6 protein-coding genes and 1 pseudogene are annotated in these 17,126 nt (G+C 62.8%); 3 read left to right on the top strand and 4 right to left on the bottom strand.

Going from position 1 to position 17,126, the window contains the following annotated elements; genetic code table 11:
• Together CP49_RS48475 and pflB are read right to left on the bottom strand one after the other, a co-directional pair.
• Positions 1-510: 4Fe-4S cluster-binding domain-containing protein (locus CP49_RS48475; RefSeq protein WP_245311115.1), on the bottom strand; the 510-nt coding region annotated here is incomplete at its 3' end.
• 14 nt (positions 511-524) lie between these two features.
• Positions 525-2,795 (bottom strand): formate C-acetyltransferase, encoded by a 2,271-nt coding sequence (pflB, locus tag CP49_RS40790; RefSeq protein WP_057855742.1) that lies wholly within the window; start codon positions 2,793-2,795, stop codon positions 525-527.
• Between the two features lie 141 nt (positions 2,796-2,936).
• Here pflB and CP49_RS48480 point away from each other — a divergent pair.
• From CP49_RS48480 to CP49_RS40805, 3 genes and pseudogenes are all read left to right on the top strand, one after another.
• Positions 2,937-3,432: pseudogene (locus CP49_RS48480) on the top strand (phosphate acyltransferase); the annotation flags it as partial.
• An 18-nt stretch (positions 3,433-3,450) separates the two neighbouring features.
• Positions 3,451-3,636 (top strand): helix-turn-helix domain-containing protein, encoded by a 186-nt coding sequence (locus tag CP49_RS49580; protein ID WP_420807693.1) that lies wholly within the window; start codon positions 3,451-3,453, stop codon positions 3,634-3,636.
• A gap of 28 nt (positions 3,637-3,664) precedes the next feature.
• Positions 3,665-3,856 (top strand): hypothetical protein, encoded by a 192-nt coding sequence (locus tag CP49_RS40805; RefSeq protein WP_057855715.1) that lies wholly within the window; start codon positions 3,665-3,667, stop codon positions 3,854-3,856.
• Positions 3,857-4,876: 1,020 nt separating this feature from the next.
• Here the strand turns inward: CP49_RS40805 and CP49_RS45650 are convergent.
• Together CP49_RS45650 and CP49_RS40810 are read right to left on the bottom strand one after the other, a co-directional pair.
• Positions 4,877-5,047, bottom strand: coding sequence for a hypothetical protein (locus tag CP49_RS45650; RefSeq protein ID WP_156438924.1), 171 nt, complete (start codon positions 5,045-5,047; stop codon positions 4,877-4,879).
• An 84-nt stretch (positions 5,048-5,131) separates the two neighbouring features.
• Positions 5,132-17,044, bottom strand: a complete 11,913-nt coding sequence (locus tag CP49_RS40810) for a filamentous haemagglutinin family protein (protein WP_082646490.1) — start codon at positions 17,042-17,044, stop codon at positions 5,132-5,134.
• Positions 17,045-17,126: the final 82 nt, after the last annotated feature.

Raw genomic sequence — 17,126 nt, forward strand, 5'->3', positions numbered from 1 at the left:
CCGATAGGTCGCAGGATCCGAGCTTTTGATGTCCAGAAGTACGAGGTCTATTGCAGATAAATAGGCTTCATCCGCGCGGTCGCCCAAGAACCCGGATGTTTGAACCGCAGTGTGCAGGCCCATTCTCTTAGCGCCTTCGAAGATCCGGCGAGTGAAGGCGAGCTGCACCATCGGCTCGCCGCCGGATATGGTCAGGCCGCCGCCCAGGGTGCGGATCGACGGCGCGAAGCCCTCCAGACGGCGTAGAACCTGGTCGACGGAAACATAAGTCCCGTCCTTGAGGTGCCAGGTGTCGGGGTTATGGCAGTACGTACAGCGCAGAAGGCAGCCTGAGACGAACAGAACCACCCGCAAGCCCGGACCATCGTAGCGCGACGATGTCTCGTAGGAATGACAATACCCGAAAGAACCTTCGCGATCCTTGACGTCGTCATCGGCCGGCGCGTCGGGAGAAAGCCCGACCCGTAGCTCGTGGCGACTGCCTGGTTTAAGATCTTGGGGCGTCGACATCGACGAGGCCCTTCTCAGATCTGGCCGTGGAACGTACGACTGATCACATCGCGCTGCTGCTCCGGCGTCAGACGGACGAAGTTCACTGCGTAACCCGAAACCCGGATCGTGAGCTGCGGATATTTAGCCGGGTTCTTCATCGCATCTTCGAGCGTCTCCTTGTCGATCACGTTTAGGTTCATGTGGAAACCGCCGCGGTCGAAATAGACATCGAAGGCCTTGACGGCTTCATCGACGAGTTGGCTCTCCGACAGATGCGCCTTCTGTGGAGCGACCGAGACGGTGTAGCTGATGCCGTCTTGCGCGTCCTTGTAAGGGAGCTTGGCGACCGACAGGCAGGAGGCAAGCCAGCCGTGGCTGTCGCGGCCATGCATCGGGTTCGCGCCCGGCCCAAACGGTTCACCCTTGCGGCGGCCGTCGGGGGTGTTTCCTGTCGCCTTGCCGTACACGACATTCGAGGTGATGGTGAGCACGCTCTGTGTGTGTGTCGCGTTCCGGTAGGTCGGATGCTTGCGGATCTTCTCCATGAAGCTCGTAACGATACTGGAGGCGATCTGATCGACCCGGTCGTCGTTGTTGCCAAACTGCGGCGTCGATTGGTTACCTTCGTTCTGGTAATCGACAACAAGTCCTGTCGCGTCTCGTGTAACCCGCATTTTCCCGAACTTGATCGCACTCAGGCTGTCGGCAACCACCGAAAGACCGGCGATTCCGAATGCCATGGTTCGCAGGATGTCGCGGTCGTGAAGCGCCATCTCCAGCCGTTCATAGAAATACTTGTCATGCATATAGTGGATGCAGTTCATGGCATGCACGTAGGTCTTCGCCAGCCATTCCATCGTGATGTCGAACTTGGCCATGACCTCGTCGTAGTCGAGGAATTCGCCAGCAACTGGCATGGTCTGCGGCGCAATTTGGTCTCCGGAAACCTCGTCGCGGCCGCCGTTGATCGCATAGAGCAAAGCTTTCGCCAGGTTAACACGCGCACCGAAGAACTGCATCTGCTTGCCCAGTCGCATAGCCGAGACGCAGCAGGCGATGCCGTAGTCGTCGCCCCAGAACGGCCGCATCAGATCGTCGTTCTCATACTGCAGCGAGGAGGTGTCCTTGCTGACCTTGACGCAGTATCGCTTGAAAGAGGCCGGCATGTGCTTCGACCACAGTACCGTGATGTTCGGCTCGGGCGCGGGACCCAGATTGTAGAGCGTATGCAGCATCCGGTAGCTGCTCTTCGTGACGAGCGCACGGCCGTCGAGATCCATGCCCCCGACGCATTCAGTCGCCCAATAGGGATCTCCAGAGAAAAGCGCGTCGTAGTCCGGCGTACGCAGGAAGCGCACGATGCGGAGCTTCTGTACTAGTTGGTCCCAAAGCTCCTGCGCCCGCGCCTCGTCGAGCATCGCCGCCTTCAGGTCGCGCTCGATGTAGATGTCGAGGAAGCTCGAGATCCTGCCGATCGACATCGCCGCCCCATTGGCCTCCTTGATCGCCCCCAGATAGGCGAAGTAGGTCCATTGGAAAGCTTCCTGAGCATTCATGGCCGGCTTGGAAAGGTCGTACCCGTAGCGCTTGGCCATTGCGGCCAGGTCCTTAAGGGCGCGCATCTGTTCGGAAAGCTCCTCGCGCGTCCGGATGATCTCGTCGCTTGGCCACATGTCGTCGATCTGTGACCGTTCGGCCCGCTTTCCCTCGAGAAGACGGTCAACCCCGTACAGCGCTACTCGCCGGTAGTCGCCGATGATGCGGCCGCGCCCGTACGCATCGGGAAGGCCAGTGATGATGCCCGATCTGCGGCAGGCCATGATCTCCGGCGTGTAAGCGTCGAACACGCCGTCGTTATGCGATTTCCGGTACTTCGTGAAGGTGTCGTGCACGGCCGCGTCCGGCTCGAAGCCGGCGGCCTTGATGCCTGCTTCGACCATGCGCAGGCCTCCGTATGGGAAGATTGCCCGCTTGAACGGTTCGTCGGTCTGAAGCCCCACGACGACCTCGTTGTCGCGGTCGATGTAACCAGCCTCGTGCGCCAGCATCGTGGAAGGATTCGTCGTATCGATGGCGAGGACGCCCTTCTTCCGCTCGTCATTGAAGTACGGCTGCAGCTTCTCCCATACCGCCATGGTGCGCTGCGACGGCCCGGTGAGAAAGTCCTCATCGCCAGTGTAAGGCGAGACGTTACGGACGATGAAGTCGCGCACGTCGATGGACGTCTGCCAACCACCCGGCAGGAATCCGTTCCAACCGTCTCCGCTGTCCTGTTCCATCCTGAGCGCGGCGCCTGATTTCATGATCGGCCTCCCATTGGCGTTCATTCTGCCAATCCTGAGATCGGCGGGTGCGCCATTGTTGATCTAGATCAATCCCGAGCGAACGCCGTGCGGCCAGCATTTTCGCCCACATAGTCCCGCGCGAAACTCAGGGGCAACATGATGACGAATGCTACTGCAAACGCCCACGCGAGAACTCCGAGCAAGTACGACACTCTGATCGCAGCCACCCGCTCGGTCGATCCGGTTCCGACTATCGTGGTGCAGCCCTGCGATGAGACGTTATTGCGTGGCGCACTCGACAGCGCCGGGAGGAGCCGGCATCATCCGACCGATCCTGGTCGCCCGGAAGCCAAGATCAGGAGCACCGCCGCTAGGCACGAGCTGGAAATCGCCGGGATCGAGATTGTTGATGCAGCTCACAGCGAGGCGGCCGCCGCCAAGGCTGTCGAACTGATCCACCAGGCCAAGGGCGAGATGCTGATGAAGGGCAGTCTGCATACCGACGAACTCATGCGCAGCATCACGGCCAAGGCCGGCGGTCCTGCGCACCGAGCGTCGCATCAGCCACGTGTTCGTGATGGACGTTCCGGCCTACGACGAGACCGTCTTCGTGACGGACGCGGCCATCAACATCTTCCCGGACCTCGACGGCAAGCTGACCGCGCCAGATGTCATGGCCCTTTCGATGAGCCGTCGCGATATTTCAGACTATCTTGGCCTTACTATCGAAACGGTATCCCGCACGCTTTCTTCATTTAAGCGGACGGGGTTACCTGAAGGTCGCCGGCTCATTCAGCGCGATATCGTCGTACTAACTCCGGCGGGTCTAGCTGAACAAGACTCTCAAGCTTGCATTTAAGCGCCCGCGTGGTGCAGAGGAGGATACGATGGCCGAAATAAATAAACTCTCCGTCGGTAAGGTCCTCGAGAAGCTGCGCCGCAATGACGCGCCGAAAAAATCGAAGATGATGCGGCTTGAAGAGGAAGCTGAAAAGATGGACGAAGAGATACAGCGCTTGAGAGCGGCAACACGACGGCTCAAGTCTGGACCGCGAGCTGGCACTACGGGGCGCGATTGAGATTTCCTAACACTTGCGGCGGTAGAGACGCTGGCCGCTCCAATATTGCCGCCCGACCACGGCAATTTCGCGCCCGGAAATCCTTCTACGAGAGCCAATTGACAACAATCGAATTGGCGTTTGCCGATGTCCGCTCACCGCCGTTCCTCCGGGGGCGCTGGGTAGGTACATCATCCGGCATAAACTCCTCGAAGATCATCTCCGCAGCCAGCAGCAAGCAATCAGCGGGGCTGTATTTGTGACTCTGGGGGAAACGCTTATTCGAAAGACCACAGCTCGTAATTGGCTTGGCAGAGTCCCACGCCGAACTCTTCAGATCGAAGCCCACGCATGTGCCATGGCTGATGGGACATTCGGCCGAGAGGCCGCCTGGAGTTAGCGGTCGGAGATTGACCTCCAGGCCAGGCAATCGGAAATAGGTGCAAATCGAGTATAGAAATTTGAGCTGGTTACACAGTTGCCCTTGAGTGGTCCCTAGTAACATATTAAATCCAGTTGCCCCTCGACTTGTCCCTCGGACGAAATTGTAACGAAAACCTCTTGATATCTGAATATGTTAGTACGGGAGTTCGAATCTCTCCGAGCGCGCCATGCCCACTTTCACGGCGTTTCATCCATCATCGCCCACCGTCACCAGACCGGCACACAAAGCATCGTAAAATAAGAGCTTCCTTTGTCGCGGGAGGTCGCCGGCCGCCATAGGCCAACCATCGCCATGCTGCCCCTCGATCTGAGTTAGAATCTCCCTTGCATCTAAAAAACGGGGTCCCGTTAGCGAGGGGCGGGAGTTCGAATTCCCCATGCAGCTCAGAACCGAAAAGCCGGAGATCACCGCAAAGAACTATCTTTTCGTTGGCGCCGGCGTAACGACGAGAAGCGCCGCGCCCAAGGATCGCGCCCGTTCGGCGAGTTCTCCGAGGAATGGCGGCAGACCTATGAGGCGGGCTTGAAACACAAGGCTGCGCGCAACAAGCTCAAGCGTATCGTGCAGGTTATCTGCAAGCCGCTGCACAGCTGCGGCTAGACGAGATCGAGCACATCATTGCCGTTCTGCGCGATGTCTGGCATCAGCGCGAGATCTCGCGCGAAACGCGTCAGCGGATCAAGAAGATTCTGGACGCAGCCATAGCGCTGAACCTGCGACCGAAACACAACCCGGCCGATTTGGAACAGCCGACTGAAGCCGATCATGCCGAAGGGGCGCTGACCGCCCCAAAAGCATCAAGCGCGTTGTCCAGCGGCTGGACGCGAAGATCATACGCCATCGTTCGCGCCTCATCGCCGTCCGGAGACGCGACGGCGCTCGGCTATCACCTGCCTGGCCTCGTCCGCCGTCATTTGACCAGCGCCCAGAACCTGGTAGGCGCTATCCGGATTTTGAGACCGTTGCTCATTCACACCGCCTCGCCGCTCCTGCTGCTCGTCTTGATTGACCGGAGCGTCGCCACCGCCGCCGCCGAAGCCGAGCACCTCGACGATGATGACGGAGGGCTGCTGGCCTGCACCGGATTGCGTTACATCCTTCGCCGCGTCGGTAGCCGCCTTCTGGCTGGCGTCGCCGCCCTCGAGCTTCAAGGGAGACGCCGAACTCTCTTTCGCCGGCAAACCTTTGACTTCACCCGAGACCTGGAAATTGTCGGCGTTCAGCACAAAGAGGGCCCCAATATTGAGATTACCGCTAACCCGCACGCCGCCGTCGTCGGCATTGATCGTGCCTTGCGGCGCGAACAGGTGGACGTCGCCCTCCTCCACGCCGGTGAAGCCAATGATGGTGCCGATGCCACTGCCAGACATGTCGGCTTTCTCCAGAATGCGCGTCACCGCGTCGATATCCGTCTGGACCTCCGGCGCCGACGACACGCGGACGGTCTTGGCGCCGCGGCCGGCGTCGATATCACCCACCGTTGACCAGATGATCTCGTCGCCACCGCCAAAGGTGAGAATGCGCGAGCGGTTCACAACGACATTGTTACGGGCGAAGATATTGATGTCGCCATAGCCCAACGTCACCAGGCCGTAACCCGACGGGGCGGCCTTGCCCAACGCCGCCACCTGCAAGCCGCCGCCGGGGGTGAGCACGTCAACATTGCCACCCGCCATGGTGCGGAACAGGGCGTTGCCGACAGTCACGTCGCCCTTCCAGTCCTGGCCGGGGAACAGCTTTTCGATCGCCGCATAGCCGCGGTTGTAGCCGACATTGCGCGGTTGACCGTCTTCGCCGGGCGATTTCTGGTCTATCCCGGCCTCGCGCAGCTCCTGCATATGGACCTGGCGCAGGAAGCGCTCTTGCGTGAATTGCGGCAGCGTCTTGAATCGCGTCCAGGCGTCGAGTGGCGACAGCGTTTCACCGGTGACGTCGGCGACGAAGGACGCCATGCCGGTGCGCGTCATTTTCCAGGTGCCGGAAGCAAACAGGAAAGCTTGCTGCTTCTCCGCCGGCAACCCCCGGTAGGCAACGAGGGCTTGGTCCGCCGGCAAAGTTCGGCCGGTCTGACTCGCCACGAAGGCAATCAGCTTCGCCTCGTCATAACCGCCTTTCACCAGCCGGTATTCATTCGCCAGGTATAGCGGCACGACGGAATCGCCGATCAACGAGCTCATCTTGACCCCTGGCTTGAGCGTCGTCGGATCAGGCAGGACGGCTTCGACGGGCGTAAGGCCCAGATAGTCCGGCATCGAGGCGACATTCGCCGGATCGAGATAGGCGGCCATGAAGGCCTCATAGGACGGCTGCTTGCCCTTGAGCCCAGCCGTCACGGTGATCGATGCGCCCTGGTCGGGCAGGCCGTAGATCTGCGAGAAATCCACCGGCCGGTTGTTCTTATCGTAGGCGCGATTGCCAACCGTCATGATATGCAATTCGGGCGCATAGACGTCGCGGCCGGCGCTCACCGCAACGGCACCGGGCCCTTGCATGTAAATCGAACCATAGATCGGCCCCCCGAGGATGTCGTTACCGGCCTCGACGAGCGATACATCGGTCGGATGGATGTTGCGCAAATCGTAATTGATGTTGCGGATGTCGGTGCCGGCGCGGAACCAGGTCTGCTCGTTCGCCGTAATGCCGGCCGTGGCGATCGAGACGCCCTTGCTATAGGTGGTGCCGATGATCGAGCCGTTTAAGGCATAGATGCGGCTCGGCTCGTAGTCGTTCTCGTTCGGCAGATGCGCGGGATTGCTCAGATTATAGAGGTGCAGAGCGTGCGCTGTGGATGGCGCCCCTCCGATGGGATTCGTCAAAACGCTATGCATCCCGCTGAGGTTGACGTGCACCAGGGTATTTCCGGCGACCGGCTCGAAAGGTGAAGGGATCATCGCGGGCGTGGCGCGGCTCATGAGGATCGAGCCAACAAGAACGTCGTCCGCGGCGATAATCCGCAACTCCGGGCTGCTGCCCGGCAGCGTGTAAAGCGTCGGCACCAAGCCCGTCCTTGTGTTGTACTGCGACTCGTTGATCACGGAGCCGTTCAACGCAGCGATGCGCAGCTTCGACGGATAGATGTTGCCGGCGAAGTTGTTGACGTTGGCCCACGCGTCTGAGGTTCCGCCCGTCACGTTCAGGTCCTTGGACAGATAGGTCGTTTCGCCGACCAGGATCACGTCGCCGCCGGTCGAGGTGAGGCTCAGCGCCGTGCGATCTGTCTGGCCGCTCATGAAGCTGAACTCATTGATTTCCCCCTTACCGACCATCAGCGGATCGAGGAATGTCTGCAGCCGCAGGTCGCCGGCGGTGTGCACGTTAAGCGTTGCGTCGCCGAGCGAGAGGATTGGCGCGATCGGATAGGTCGTCACCCGTCCGCCGTCCGTGATCTTGACCTCGCGCCCAACCGCGAATTCGCCGGCCTCGATCGTGCCGGCGCCGCGTCCGAGGTAATAGTAGCCGGCGCGCACGGCACCACCCGCCTCCACCGTCATGGCGCCGCCGTTGCGCAGCTCGAGGATCTTCTGTTCGGTGGCGGTACGCCCGCCGCGCACACGGCCGTTGGTCGGCACGGCAACCGTCAGGTTATTAAGATCGCCGCCGGCGCTGATGTCCACATTGCCGCCGCCGAGGGCGCCGACGCCGCGCTGGAAATTCGCATAGTCGATCCACCAGGAGCTCTGCTCCGCGGGACGATCCGGCCTGCCGCTCTGCCAGACCGGAGTGAACAGGTAGGAGGGCGTATCGACCGCTCCCTGGCGTTTCAGCCATTCGGTGTAGTGCTGCATCTGCGAGCGATCCGCTGGCAGCGAGACATCGATGCTGCCACCGGCGGCAATGCGAAGATGGCCACCACCCACGCCGTAACTGGCGGTTGCCGGCGCGGTCGTGAAATCGCTAAAGACCGTGAGGTCGCGCCGGCCGGCGGTGTAGATCGACGCGCCGCCCTTCAATTTGACATCGCCGCTTGCCGCTATGTTGATGTCGCCCGCCCCTGTGCGCACCTGGGTGGCAACGCTGGCGGTTATCTGGACCGGCGCGACCGGCGGCGCCGGCAGCGTGTACGTGGCGAGGATGGCGGGCAGATTGGGAACGATCTTCTCGTTGTAGAATGACTTGAAGTTCGCCACCGACATGACGAAGTTGTAGCCGCTCGACGAGGATTCGATGATCTTGTAACCCTTCGCCGAGTCCGTCGAATTCCGCATCAGTCCCTTCTCGGCGATAAACTCGGCGAAGAGCTGGTCAAGCAGCGCGCGCGCCGGGAGCTGCCCGGACCTGCCGACCGCGACGACCGCAGTCGCATTGTCGTTCACCCCGCTGAAGCTCGTGATCGGGGTCAACCAGTTTTCCGGGGTGGTTGTGCCGGAGCTGGTATTCGGCGCCAACGAGATGCTGAAGCCGGTATTGAGATCGATCACCACCGAGTTACGAGTCTGCTGGACCGGATTCGCTGTGTAGGTAAAGCTCGGCTGTTCCTGCAGCAGGATGCTGCCGGACGTGCCGGCCATGCGCTGCAGAGGATCGGCAGCCTGACCGGACGCTGTCGCGCCGGCGACCAGCGTGTAGGACCACGAGGCCGGCGCAACCGTCTGACCGCCGCCCTGGCTAACGCCCGGGAAGAGGTCTGCGTACTTCACGGCATCGCCCGCTCCGCCCGCCATCGTTCCCTGGGCGGCCGGTGAATTGGCAACGGCGCTATAGGGCACGTGCAGCGACGAGGCGCGAATATCCTGCAAGACATTCGTGATAAATGCGGTCTGTGTCCCGCCGAAGCTCAAGCCGAGATAGCGGGTCGGCAAAGCTGTCGTGCTGGCGTAATCGCTCCAACCTGTAAGGGCCGAGTTACCGCCGCCGCTGTTGAAGCCGCCGTTTAGCAACAGGTTGTAGTCGGCAATGTAGGAATTGGCCTTCGCCACGTAATCGGCATCGAGCGGATCAGCGAAATTGAAGAAGCCGTCGCTGATGCTGCCATTAAGGACGAGATTGCCGCCGGCGCGCAAAGTCAGCACGCCCGGTTCGCGGAAGATGCTGCCGCCGGTGCGGTAGACCATCGTGGTATGACCGGCCAACAGATCGCCCTGGCGGCCTGCCACCACGTACGGCTTGTTGAGGATCGGATCGATGGCCATAACGCCGGCAGCGATCGCGCCAGCCTGGTCGACAACGCCCGCACCCAAGTTCCAGTTGGACTTGAGCACGATGTCGCCGGTGTGATTCAATTCCATGCCAGCGCGGGCATGGAAATTGGCCTGCCCCGCCAACCCGCTGAGTGCGCCGTAGGCAGCCGAGATGCCGAAGTCGCGCACGAACTCCACCAACGTGCCGGCGCCGTAATCCGCCAGGACGTTCAGCTTGCCCGCGGCCGTGGCGGCAAGATCAAGCTCGGCCTGACCGCTGCCGTTGATGGTGACACCGACATAGTTGGAATTGCTCGCGAGCTGAGCGAGATCGAAGCGCTTGTAGCCCTCGAGTACGATCTCGCGCGCGCCGGCGATCGTGCCTGTGAAGGAGACGTTGACGATGTCGGCGCCCGGCTGCTCGATCACCGGCGCGCGCAAGGTGACCTTGCCACCCTCACCGCCCGCGACGTCGATCACACCGCCCTGGATATTCAGCGCTCCGCCGGAAATGCCGACCGTCACCCGGCCGGAGCCAAGATGATCCACCGTATCGGTCGCACCGGCCCGCAGCACGGCGGCGTTGGTCATAACGAGGCCGTGGCCGCCATAGATCGCGATCGCGCCGCCATAGCGCGCACGGGCGTCGATCGTGCCGGCAACTGTGACAATGCCCTGGTCGGCGGAAAGCGAGAACTCCTCGGCCAGGGTGGTGCCACCGACGGTCACGTCGCCGGAGCGCACGCGGAAGGCGCGTGATTTCGAGAAGCCTGACTCGTTCAGGCGCTGACTGAGCGCAGCAAAATTCGGCAACGTGGCTATGTCGAGCGAGAAGGACGCGCCGCGCTGGCCGGCGGCGGCCGTTGCCTTGATCGTGCCATCCAGAACCACTTGGCTGCCGTCCGATGCGAGCGCGAGCGTACCCGCCCCACCGCCAACCGGACGCCCGTCGGCGTCGCGCGCCGAGCCGAGATCGAGCGTCGCGCCCGCATTGAGCAGCACCGAACCACCGACCGCGCGCAGCGAAATGCGCCCGGCATCGGCATATTCAGCGACGTCGAAGAACTGCTTTCCGAAGCCGCCGACATCGATAAGCGAGCCCCCCGCGAGAACGACGTCACCATTGGTGGAGGCAAGGTCCACTGCGCCGCCAAGCGCGTCAATGCGACCGTCAAAGGCGACGGAGCGGCCGGTCAAGCTCCAGCGCGTGCCGAGGCTGTCGAGGTCGCGCGGCCCGGTGGAACCGCTCGCCGCAACCGCGATCGCACCGGTCGTCGTCACAGATTGACTGGCGCCGCCGCGGCCAGTGAGCACCGGTGTCGAGAAGGTCAGCGTCGCTGCTCCCGCATCGAGCCGACCGTTGCCTTCGCCAACGATGCGCGTCGTGCCCATCAGCATGACAGTGTCGAATCCGCGCAGCGCTTTCGCACCCTCGCCAAAGGCCAACTCCACCGCCGTAAGGCTCAGACTGCCGTGACCTGCTCCGGCGGGCTCGCTGAAGGTGCTCGCGGTATTCTCCAGGACCAGCCGATTGCCGGCGACCGAAATCGGATTGGCGCCGTAGCCGACCAGCGCCGCCGCATCGAACGTCACGGCCTTGAGGCCGGACAAATCGACGCTGCGATGGAAGTCGATGCTGGAATAGCTGCGCAGTGTCAGATGCTGCGTGTTGGCGAGCGCGGCCAGTGCCGCGGCATCGATCACCAGGCCGCTACCGCCGCCGAACCCGATGCGGCCCGATGCGAGCGACAGCGCTGCGCCCGACAGCGTCGCCTGGGTGACGGCGGTGCTCCTGGTGGCATCGATCAGCAAAGCCTTTCCGCCGTCGATCACGGCGCCGGCGCCGATGGTGACCTGCCCGCCGACAGTTGTGTCGACGTTGGTGCGGCGGACCCGCACGGCATCGCCATTGGAGACGCGGATCAGGGCGCCCCAGTCCCGTGCCGGCACCACGAAGTCATCGCTCGTGTTGGACGTGCCATTATTGTTGATGGATTGCGGCACCTGCGGCGCCATTACGAGATCGCCCGCGCCGGTCGGCGCCTCGCCGCGCGCGGCGATGACGCTGCCGGCGCCGACGTCGATCGTCTCGCTTGCGGCCAGGATGATTTCCGATCCCGTCAGCGCCGAGCTGCTGCCGTTGCGCACAATGATATTGTCGGCTGTCACATCCACTCGCAGGCCGCCGGTGTCACCGCTGCGGACGCCGCCGACGAGCAGGCTGCCCGCGCCAAAGCCGGACAGATTGACCGCATCGATAACCAGATAGCCGTCGGCACGCAGCGCGCCGGCGTCCTGCCCTGTGCCCAGAATCGCGATCTTCTGTGCGGCAATATCGACAAGGCCGCCGCGCCCGCCGGCTGCGGCCTGCGAGCGCAACTGGCCGTTCAAGATCAGGTCCTGCGTCGCCTTGAACACCACCGAGCCGCCGTCGATCGGCAGGCGCGGGGTAACGATATTCTGGCCGGTGAGCCGGTACTGAGTCAGCTTGAAGGCATCGGAGGCGAAGAATGTATTGGCGAAAGCTTCGTTGTACTCGCTATATTTGCGGACGACATCGCCCGACATCACGCGCCAGGACGACGGCAACTGATCATGACTGCCGTCAAGCGCATTGCCGCGATAGCCGGCCATGATCGTGGAGCCGTCGGTCAAGCCAACAGACCTCGGAATCGACGCGCCCTGTGAGCCGCTCACCATCTGCACGGCATAGGCGCCCGGCAGCAACGCGTAGCGTGCCGGTAGCAGCGCGTACCAGCCGGCGGGGATGCCACTGCCGCCATCGAGCCAGATACGATCGCCGCTGCGCAGCGTCGCATCCGGCACGCCGATTGTATTGTTCAGCGCCGGTACAATTGCATAGAGGCCCGGCCTCGACAGCACGTTGTGTGAGCCGCCCGGCCCGGGCACGTGCTCCGAAGCATGCAAGTCGCCGCCGCCGCGGATGTCGACCACCGATCCGGCTGCGAGATCGACACTCGGGCCATCGAGCGTGATACGCTTTTCCGGCAAGCTGGCAATGGTCACCGGCTGCCCCAGTTCCGACGTCACGATGGTCCAGCTCTCGTTATTGCTAAGATTGCCGTAGGGCAGGATGAGACCGTCGCCGCTCACCGAGGTGACGCTGCCGGAGCCTAGCGTCAGCCGCTGGCTGGCCTTGAGCGTGATCTGACCGAAGGGAGCGCGCAAATTGCCGCCCTGCTCGATCACCGGCGCCTCGAGTGTCAAGGAGCCGCCGACCGACAAGGCGAGACCGGCCTCGCCGTTCTGCTGGACAACGATCTTGTCGGAGGCTCTGATCGTCGCGCTGGTCTGCGACGTCGGATAGACCTGCCCGGCCTTCAACACTAACGTGCCGTCGACGTCGAGCGATGCCCCGAGGCCGAACCGGAGCGGCGTGAGCCGGATGTCGGATGCCTCCAGCACCGACTGTTCGAAGCCGCGAATGGATGCGCTGTTGATGTCGATGAGCGAGGCGGCGAGCGTTAGCGTGCCCGCGCGCGTCGGGTCGCTCGATGACACACCGCGCCACGAAATGTATGGAGCCGACAAGCGTGAACTGGTGCCGTTGCCGTTGACCAGCGCGCCGACGATCGAGATCGAGCCTCCGACCGTGAGGTCCACGCTCGCCAATCGAATGGTCGAAGAGGAAGAGAGAGTGAGATCGGCGAAGCCCGCCGAGTGCAGAGCCGAGGGGCGCAGGATCAATCCAGCCTGGGCCGTCGCGGTTTCGGACAAAATCAAGGGCGCCGTTACCGAGGACAGCGTTAGGGCACCGCCGCGCGCGCCGCTGCCTCCGGCATGGCCGCGCAGGGTCCCCTCGAGCAGGCCCGAACCCGACAGCGCGACGCTGCCGCCATTGCTGGCGAGTGCAACCGACCTTGTGGCATGCGATCCAAAGGCGCCGGAAACCGGCAGGTCGATTTCGCCGCTGGCGCCCGAGACATCGATAAGCGAGCCAGCGTGCAACATAACGGCCCCGCCGACGTTTACCGAGCCGCCGCCGAGCACCACGCCATCGCGCTGTCCGAAGGCACCCGTCTGGATAACCGGCACGCCATTTGCGACGAGTGCGCCGGTGTCGGTGACCGCAACGGTTCCTGCTGAAACGTTGATCTTCCCCGCGAGCGCCTGAAGCTTGCCCGCGATCTCGATCACGCTGCCAACGTTGGACGCCGCCAAAGTGATGCTGCCGCCGATATCGGTCTGGACAATGGCCCCGGCACCGATCGAAATATTGTTGCCGGTGAGCGAGAGCGATGTCGGCTTGAGATTGACGCGCTGTGAGAGTGGCAGGACCACGAGCGGCCCCATGTCGGCGAACTTCGTGCCCGAGCCGAGGCGGGCGGCGTCTGTGAGGTCCACACTGCGCGCGAGTTGAGAGACTGTGACCCCTGCCGGAACGATAATGCTGCCGCCCGCCCCGATGTGCAGGGAGCTGAAGCCGCGCTCGGTGAACAGCGTCTCGGGCAGACGGAAGATGTCGGCCGCCGCCGGCACATCGCCGCCGATCTGCAGGTTCCCGGTCGTCGAAAACGCCAGGGAGCCGCCGGAGCCGGCCGAATAGCCGCGCAGGTCAGCCTTGGCGAATTCAGCCATATCGATCGTGTTGAGCTGGATCGTGCCGCCGTCGCCGGCTTGCGTCTGCAGCTTGCCGCTCCGATTCTTCAGCCAACCGCCGCCCGAGACATCGAGCACCGCGCCCACATCGAACTGCGCGTTCATGAGCGTGATGGTGCCGCCATCGACCTGCGGCGCGAGTGCGGCCGCGCCGTTGGTCAGTTCGTTGACCCAATGGCCACTGACGTCAATGGCTCCGGTGGCGCCGAATTTCACGCTCTCCGCGTTGAACAGGTTGACCGTGCCGCCGGCTGTGCGGATCGTGCCATCGATGCGGAAGTTCTGGCTGTAAGTGTCGACTGAATTGGCGAGCACCGAGAACGTGCTGCGCGGCGTCAGATTGAGGGTCGTGCCCTGCGTGAGAGTGAAATCGTCGGAGACATAAAGCTCGATGTTGCGCAGCTCGGATGCAGCCAACACGCCGGAGTCGAGATAAGTGGTGCGCTCCGGAAGATAACTCTTGTTCGGAGGGGGAGAATACCAGGACGCATCGAGCGCCGTCGTCGCGGTGAAATCCTTCGGCAACATGACTGGATTGCCGGTGATGATGAGCTTGTCGAGCAGCCAAAACCTGTCGCTGTCGTCCTTGCCGCCGAAGGTCAGCGAGCCCGCCTTGGCGTATTTGCCCGTGGCGGCCTGGCGCTCGCCGACGACAACCCCACCCCAGTAGCTGCCTTCAAGCACAACACCTTCAGCGGCGTAGAACTGAATCGAGCCGGCATCGCGGCCCTCCGTGTAACCGCGCTCGTAGCGAGCGCCCGTCTTGCCGAGCGGGCTCGTCCAGGTTTCCGTGATGCCCCAGCGGTCGTGCGAACGGGTGAAGCCGCCGGCGAAAGCCACATAGGCCTGATCGGGTCTGGCGTCTCCGATGTCGTAGATGCGCCCATCGGCGCCAATCAACTTGGTGGTTTTGACCAAGCCATCTGCGTAACGCACCGACCCGCCCGACACATCGAGGATAGAACTGGTTCGTGTGACGATGGAGCCAGACGACGAGATGAAGATCGAACCGCCGACCGTCGACAATTCGCCCAAATCGGTCTTGCCGACGCCGATCCAAGCCGACACATCCGCCAGCGGTGTTCCGACCCATGAGCCCGCAGCACCTCCCCAGCTTACACCAGCCATGGGACCATCGGTGAAAGCACCGCTTTCGCGCCGGTCGACCACGATCTTCTGACCGCGCAGCCACGAGTCGCGATAAAGGACCGAGTCACGCAATTCATTGATGCGCAACTCGGCCTCGACGAAGTTGCGATCCATTGCGATCGCGATGTCCTTCAAGCCGGCGACGCTGAGATAAGCCTCCTCGCCGATATAGATCCGGCTGCCGTCATGAAGCGGCGTTTCACCGCTGACGGGCTCATCGGCGAATTGCGCCGCACTGCTCGCGACCACACTGATTGTACCGGCGGGAACGATGACGTTGGCCTGCGATTGGATGTCGATGAGATTGCCGCGCAGTTCGACGCGGCCCGGCTTGTAACGCGTGGAAAGCGCCGACAGCTCGATTTCGCTCGCGTCCGAGAGGTCCGGCATGGCCGACGTGACGCTTCCGGGCATCAAGTGCAAACTGCCGGTCTGCCAATACAGAAATGCCGGATCGGTGCTCCCGCTCGAGGCCAACATGCCGTTGCTGTAGGCGAGCAGCCGGATGGAGCCGTCGCGGTTGTTGAGCGCCGTCGAGGCCGAGAGCAGGCCATTCTGGACGATGCCGCGCGCCATCACGGTGATGTTGCCGTGATTGGCCTCGACGATGCCGTTATTCACGACCTGGTAGCCGACCGCCGCCGCGCGCGCCTCCATCAGGGGAAGGATGATTTCGCGGAGGCTCAGGCCATAGGGCGACTCCGAGTAGAGTGGCGGATTGTTCGGGTCGTTGAGCGGCAGACCCGAGAGCGCTCCCCTCAAATGATCGTAGTTGAACAGCCATGGCATCTGCCCTGTGACGGCGACGTCGAGACCGCGCACGGCAGCCGGGACATCGGGCTGGGTGCTTATACTGGTTCTCAGATAGATCTGCTCGCCGGCGGCCATGATCACCTGGCCGTCCTGTGCGCTGACCTGCCCGCTATTGATGACCTTGGGCGCGAACAGCATTACCTTGCCGCCGCTCGCCGCCGCAATCTCGGCGCCGGCTTTAACGGTGACGTCACCCGGCGCGCTGGCCGGCATGAAAGGCGCAGGCTGGCCTACCGGGTTGGCCGGATCGGCGGATTTGGTCGTATCGGGAAGGTTCGGGTTGTAATCGCCGAACTGCGGCAGATGCATGTAGCCGGCGAGCCCATTGCTGACAACGATGGACGTATTGATCCCGGCAAGGAACTGCTGGTTCGACAGGCTCAAGCTTGACGCGACCAAGGTGTTGACGTTGATCTGGCTCGCGCCACCAAAGACGATGCCGTTGCGGTTGATGACGTAGACCTGCCCCTCGGCCTTGATGGAGCCGAGGATCTGGCTCGGAGCGCCGCTGGGATCGACACGGTTCAGCGCGATCCAGTTCTTGGCGTCGGTCCCGCCGGCGCGCTGGTCGAAATAAAGATCCGTCTCGCGGCCGACGTTGAATTCCTTCCAGGTCAGGATCGCCTTCTGCTGGTTCTGCTTGACCGTGACCTGGGTGCGAGCGCCATTCTTCGCCTCGGTCGGCAGATTTGCGCCCTGCCACAATCCAGCACCGCCGTCGGTCGCGCCTGGCGTCGCGTTCGGCATCACCACCAGACCACCCGACCGCAGGCCGTTTTGCACGGTGCTCGGCGCGGTCCGTGCGAGATCACGGGCAGCCTGCTGCGCCGCCTGCATGGCCTGAATGGACTGCGTGGCCCGCTTGAGCGAATTAGCCGCCTGCTGCGCGGCCCGCGACGCCTCTTGCGATGCCGATTGCGCTGCCTGCGACGGCATCGGCGTATTTCCACCCAAAGGACGCGCGTAAGCCTGCGGACCGGCCAACAGCGCCGCCATGCTGACACTCGCGAGCAAGGCCCGATGCAGGAACGAGCGAGTGCGGGCGGAAGACGGGTTGTGGGACATCAGGGACTCTCGCGCGGGGACGAAGGGATGGCAGCAATCGCAATCACCGTCCTGGTGCCGCGACCTCTGCTTAGATCCATCT

Origin of the sequence: Bradyrhizobium valentinum (assembly GCF_001440405.1) — a bacterium.
Taxonomy (GTDB): domain Bacteria; phylum Pseudomonadota; class Alphaproteobacteria; order Rhizobiales; family Xanthobacteraceae; genus Bradyrhizobium; species Bradyrhizobium valentinum.

Coding starts and splice junctions, on each gene's coding strand:
- CP49_RS40810 (WP_082646490.1), bottom strand. CDS start 17,044: ATGTCCCACAACCCGTCTTCCGCCCGCACTCGCTCGTTCCTGCATCGG.
- CP49_RS45650 (WP_156438924.1), bottom strand. CDS start 5,047: ATGATCGGCTTCAGTCGGCTGTTCCAAATCGGCCGGGTTGTGTTTCGG.
- CP49_RS49580 (WP_420807693.1), top strand. CDS start 3,451: ATGGCCCTTTCGATGAGCCGTCGCGATATTTCAGACTATCTTGGCCTT.
- pflB (WP_057855742.1), bottom strand. CDS start 2,795: ATGAAATCAGGCGCCGCGCTCAGGATGGAACAGGACAGCGGAGACGGT.
- CP49_RS40805 (WP_057855715.1), top strand. CDS start 3,665: ATGGCCGAAATAAATAAACTCTCCGTCGGTAAGGTCCTCGAGAAGCTG.